Source organism: Klebsiella pneumoniae subsp. pneumoniae HS11286 (assembly GCF_000240185.1).
In the GTDB taxonomy this organism is placed as follows: domain Bacteria; phylum Pseudomonadota; class Gammaproteobacteria; order Enterobacterales; family Enterobacteriaceae; genus Klebsiella; species Klebsiella pneumoniae.
Window position 1 is genome coordinate 1 of the sequence record NC_016840.1, and the last position, 3,751, is coordinate 3,751.

Genomic DNA, 3,751 nt, shown 5'->3' on the forward strand with positions numbered 1-3,751 from the left:
TTTTTGAGCAGCGGGCTTTCCGGCGGTTTTCTCCTCTCAGCCCAGCAATGGTGCGGCCTACCGCATGATTGAGGTGGTCGTGCTCGCCGCAGTCTCATGACCGAGCGTAGCGAGCGAATGAGCGAGGAAGCACCAGGGAACCGGAACACGGATGGAGGCACTTACGCGTCTGGGTTTGGGGATGTCTCCAGATCGTACTTAATTTCCTTAAGTGCCTGTAATATCCTGTCTTTTTTATAGCATAGCTCGCCTGTTTTTGTGTCTACCAGTCCTGCTTCGATCAGTAGCCCAGCCGCGAGAAAGAGTCGGTGATTGCGTTCTCGTCGTTGTTTTTTTCCCTCGATTCGTTTTTGGACCGCCTGTTTTCGTTCGCTCTCCTGTGCCTGTAAGTCGTTTTTTTCCGCTGTTGCCAGTACGTGGAGGAGTTTGCGTTCCTGTTCTGTGAGTCCTGCTTCGTTGTCGAGCAGGTCAATAATCTGTCTCTGTCGTGCGGTCTGTTCTCCGAGCTTCCTGATGAATCCGATCCGTTTCTTCAGCCATTCGATGTTGCTGATGCGCATGTTCGTGGTGCTCCCTGGTGTTTTTTTGCGGTGTGTTGTGGTCGTGCAGTATATCGCTTGCGGTCGGCGGGTGCAGGGGGTATCTTCCGTGCTAATTCGTAAAATTAGAAGGAAGCGCACTTATATGTTTCTCTCCTTCGTCGAGAAACAGTGCGCTCCTGCGGAGGGCTGAAACCGTGGCAACCTATCACCTCAGCGTTAAATTTGGTGGCAAGGGGCAGGCTGCAAACCACGCCGATTACATCGAGCGCAAAGAGAAATACCGCGACCGTCAGGATTTGGAATATTCCGCACACGGAAACATGCCGGAATGGGCGCGAGATAATCCCTCACATTTCTGGCAGGCTGCTGACCAGTTTGAACGTGCGAACGGTTCGACCTATCGGGAACTTGAAATTGCATTACCCCGTGAACTGACAGCGGAACAGCGCCTTGAACTGGTGCAGGATTTTGTACGTCAGGAAGCTGGCGAACGGCACGCCTGGAGTTTTGCCATTCACAATCCGAAAGCGAGCATTGACGGCGGCGAACAGCCTCATGCGCATATCATGATGAGCCAGCGTGTGAATGATGGCATTGAACGTACACCGGAACAGTATTTCCGGCGCTATAACGCCAGGTATCCCGAGCGGGGAGGTGCGAAAAAGGATTCCGGAAGCCTGACTCTCACTCAGCAAAAAGAGCAGTTGCGGGAATTGCGAAAACGCTGGGAGGTGAAGCACAACGAACATATGAGAAAGCATGGCTTTGAAAGGGGCTTCATTGACTGCCGGACGCTGAAAGAACAGGGCATTGAACGACGTCCCGAAGTGCATCTGGGTTTTGAAGCTGCCGGACGGCTTGATGATGCCCAGCGTCATGACATCATGCAAAAACGGTCTGAACCGGACTATTCCCGCCATCTTGAACAGGCGCGAACGGTCGGGTATGACATCAGGGAATGGCTGGACACTCCGGTTAAGCAACATGAACTGGTCAGAAGGCTGCAACATGATGTTGCGCGGGAGCATGGCTTTGACATGAGAGACAGAGTGAGCAGACAGAACCGAACTGAACCTGAACGGGTTAAATCACCGTCACGTGGATTTTCTATGGGATTCTGAACATGGCCAGCACAGAAGAAAAATTACTCACGCTCCTGTTATCGGTGGAGCATCTGCAACATACCGCAATGGAGCAACAGAAAGCTGTTGCTGATTCTCTGGCTGTGGCAAGGGAAACACTTCGCGGATATCGGGATATTTCTGACGGTGTGGCAAAACAGGTCAGGGATGAAGTCAGAAACGAGGTGCAGAAGCTGGATGTTGCAGGGCTGATAGGTGAGCGCATCAGCCAGGATTTTCAGCGGCTGGAAGAGTCAGTCGCAAACATGAAGGCAAACGCGGATGCCCTGAACAGGGATATTGCGACAATTCACAGCAATATCGTGCAGGAATACAACACCCTTAAAGGGTATAGCTGGAAATGGCTGGGTGGGGTGTCAGTGGCTTTTCTGGTTATGTTCTGTGTGCTTGGATGGGGAATGAAAACAATGCTCGACAGGAACTACAACGCCACAGCGGCGGTGTATCAGAAAGTTGTGACACTGGAAGATAAACTGGCGGAGAAACCTGTCACGGGCAAGAGCCGGAAAAACTGACGCGCTTCGCTTGTCCAACGCCTCACGACCCGCGAAAAAATTCCGCGTCCCGTTCACCGTTTTCTGATGAGAAAGTTTGCTGTTTTGACCCGTTCGCCCTTCTGAACGCTCGAAACAGATCGCGCATCGCTTTCGTGCATAGTTATGCAACGCGCTAAAAACGATTCTGACGCATTTTTCTGGTTTAGCCTGGTGTTTCCTTGTCTTTTTGCGTTTTTTGCGCCAGAGAGCGACTGAGGGCGTTTTAAGGGGGGCGTACAACGGGAGTTATGGTAAATGGATCGGTTTTGCGGGAAGGCTCGACAGGTTTTGTTGTTGGGGGTAGTGTAAGCGACTGAAAAACAAACGCCCCTGAAATTCGTGTCTCTCCGCCAAGATTGTCACGAGAATACAGGGGCGAGGTCGGTCGATAACCTGGAAGGAATCGTAACACATGAGCGCCGCGCTTCAATACTTCGAAGAAAATTTACCCCACCGCCCCTATCACACGGATGATCTCGCTTTCGGCCTTCGCATCTCCGGCAAAGGGCGTGCGCTTCTTGCGCGGTACATCCAGCAGAACCAGCCTCATGCGCAGTTCTGGCTGGTTTTTGACGTTGACCGCGAGGGGGCTGCGATTGACTGGAGCGACCGGAACGCCCCCGCGCCGAACATCACCGTTAAAAATCCTGTGAACGGACACGCTCACCTGCTCTACGCACTCAACATCGCCGTGAGAACCGCGCCTGATGCCTCGGTTAAGGCGCTGAAATATGCCGCAGCGGTTGAACGTTCGCTGTGTGAGAAACTTTGTGCTGATGTGAACTACAGCGGCCTGATTTGCAAAAATCCGTTCCACCTGGAATGGCAGGTGATGGAGTGGCGCGAGGACGCCTATACCCTCGATGAACTGGCAGATTATCTCGATTTGAGCGCCTCAGAGCGTCGTAGCATCGATAAACATTACGGGATGGGGCGAAACTGCCACCTGTTCGAAATGACGCGCAAATGGGCTTACAGGGCGATTCGTCAGGGCTGGCCAGCGTTCTCACAGTGGCTTGAAGCGGTGATCCAGCGTGTCGAAATGTACAATGCATCGCTTCCCGTTCCGCTTTCACTGGCTGAATGTCGGGCTATTGGCAAGAGCATTGCGAAATACACGCACAGGAACTTCACGCCGGAAACTTTCGCACAGTATGTGGCTGATACGCACACGCCAGAAATTCAGGCAGCACGCGGTCGCAAGGGCGGGAAGGCCAATTCGTCAGAAAATCAGTCGGACAAAGGGAAAAAAAGCGCCGCTGTTCGGTGGACTGCTAACGACGACAAACGTCGTAGGGCGCTTGATATGTATATCTTGGGAGCGTCAACGGAAGATATTGCAGTGGCGGTTGGTGTTAGCAGCCGGACTATTCGACGCTGGATGGATAATTCTGGAGAATGGCTAACCAAGAAACAAATAATTAAATGTTAGTTAACAAAGAAGTAACACTACCCCCCGTTTTTTGTTAATGGGTGGTTAAATTCGCGGACATGAACAAGCCTATATCAGATAACAGCGCCTTTCGGCGTC

Annotated in this window: 4 protein-coding genes; 3 read left to right on the forward strand and 1 reads right to left on the reverse strand. The window is 52.2% G+C overall.

Annotation, left to right across the window (positions count from 1 at the left end):
* Positions 1-161: 161 nt before the first annotated feature.
* Entirely contained in the window at positions 162-680 is a 519-nt protein-coding gene (locus tag KPHS_p400010) for a hypothetical protein (protein YP_005221101.1), read from the reverse strand.
* 56 nt (positions 681-736) lie between these two features.
* On the opposite strand from KPHS_p400010, the gene KPHS_p400020 reads away from it, so the two are divergent.
* The 3 genes from KPHS_p400020 to KPHS_p400040 all read left to right on the forward strand — a co-directional run bounded on the left by KPHS_p400020 (position 737) and on the right by KPHS_p400040 (position 3,652).
* Positions 737-1,663, forward strand: a complete 927-nt coding sequence (locus KPHS_p400020; RefSeq protein ID YP_005221102.1) for a mobilization protein — start codon at positions 737-739, stop codon at positions 1,661-1,663.
* Positions 1,664-1,665: 2 nt separating this feature from the next.
* Positions 1,666-2,199 carry a hypothetical protein gene (locus KPHS_p400030; protein YP_005221103.1) on the forward strand — a complete coding sequence of 178 codons (534 nt, stop codon included), beginning with the start codon at positions 1,666-1,668 and terminating at the stop codon, positions 2,197-2,199.
* 433 nt (positions 2,200-2,632) lie between these two features.
* Positions 2,633-3,652 carry a plasmid replication protein gene (locus tag KPHS_p400040; RefSeq protein ID YP_005221104.1) on the forward strand — a complete coding sequence of 340 codons (1,020 nt, stop codon included), beginning with the start codon at positions 2,633-2,635 and terminating at the stop codon, positions 3,650-3,652.
* Positions 3,653-3,751: the final 99 nt, after the last annotated feature.

What these genes read in the sequence shown, in the direction of transcription:
- KPHS_p400030 (YP_005221103.1), top strand. Translation starts at nt 1,666, where the DNA reads ATGGCCAGCACAGAAGAAAAATTACTCACGCTCCTGTTATCGGTGGAG.
- KPHS_p400040 (YP_005221104.1), top strand. Translation starts at nt 2,633, where the DNA reads ATGAGCGCCGCGCTTCAATACTTCGAAGAAAATTTACCCCACCGCCCC.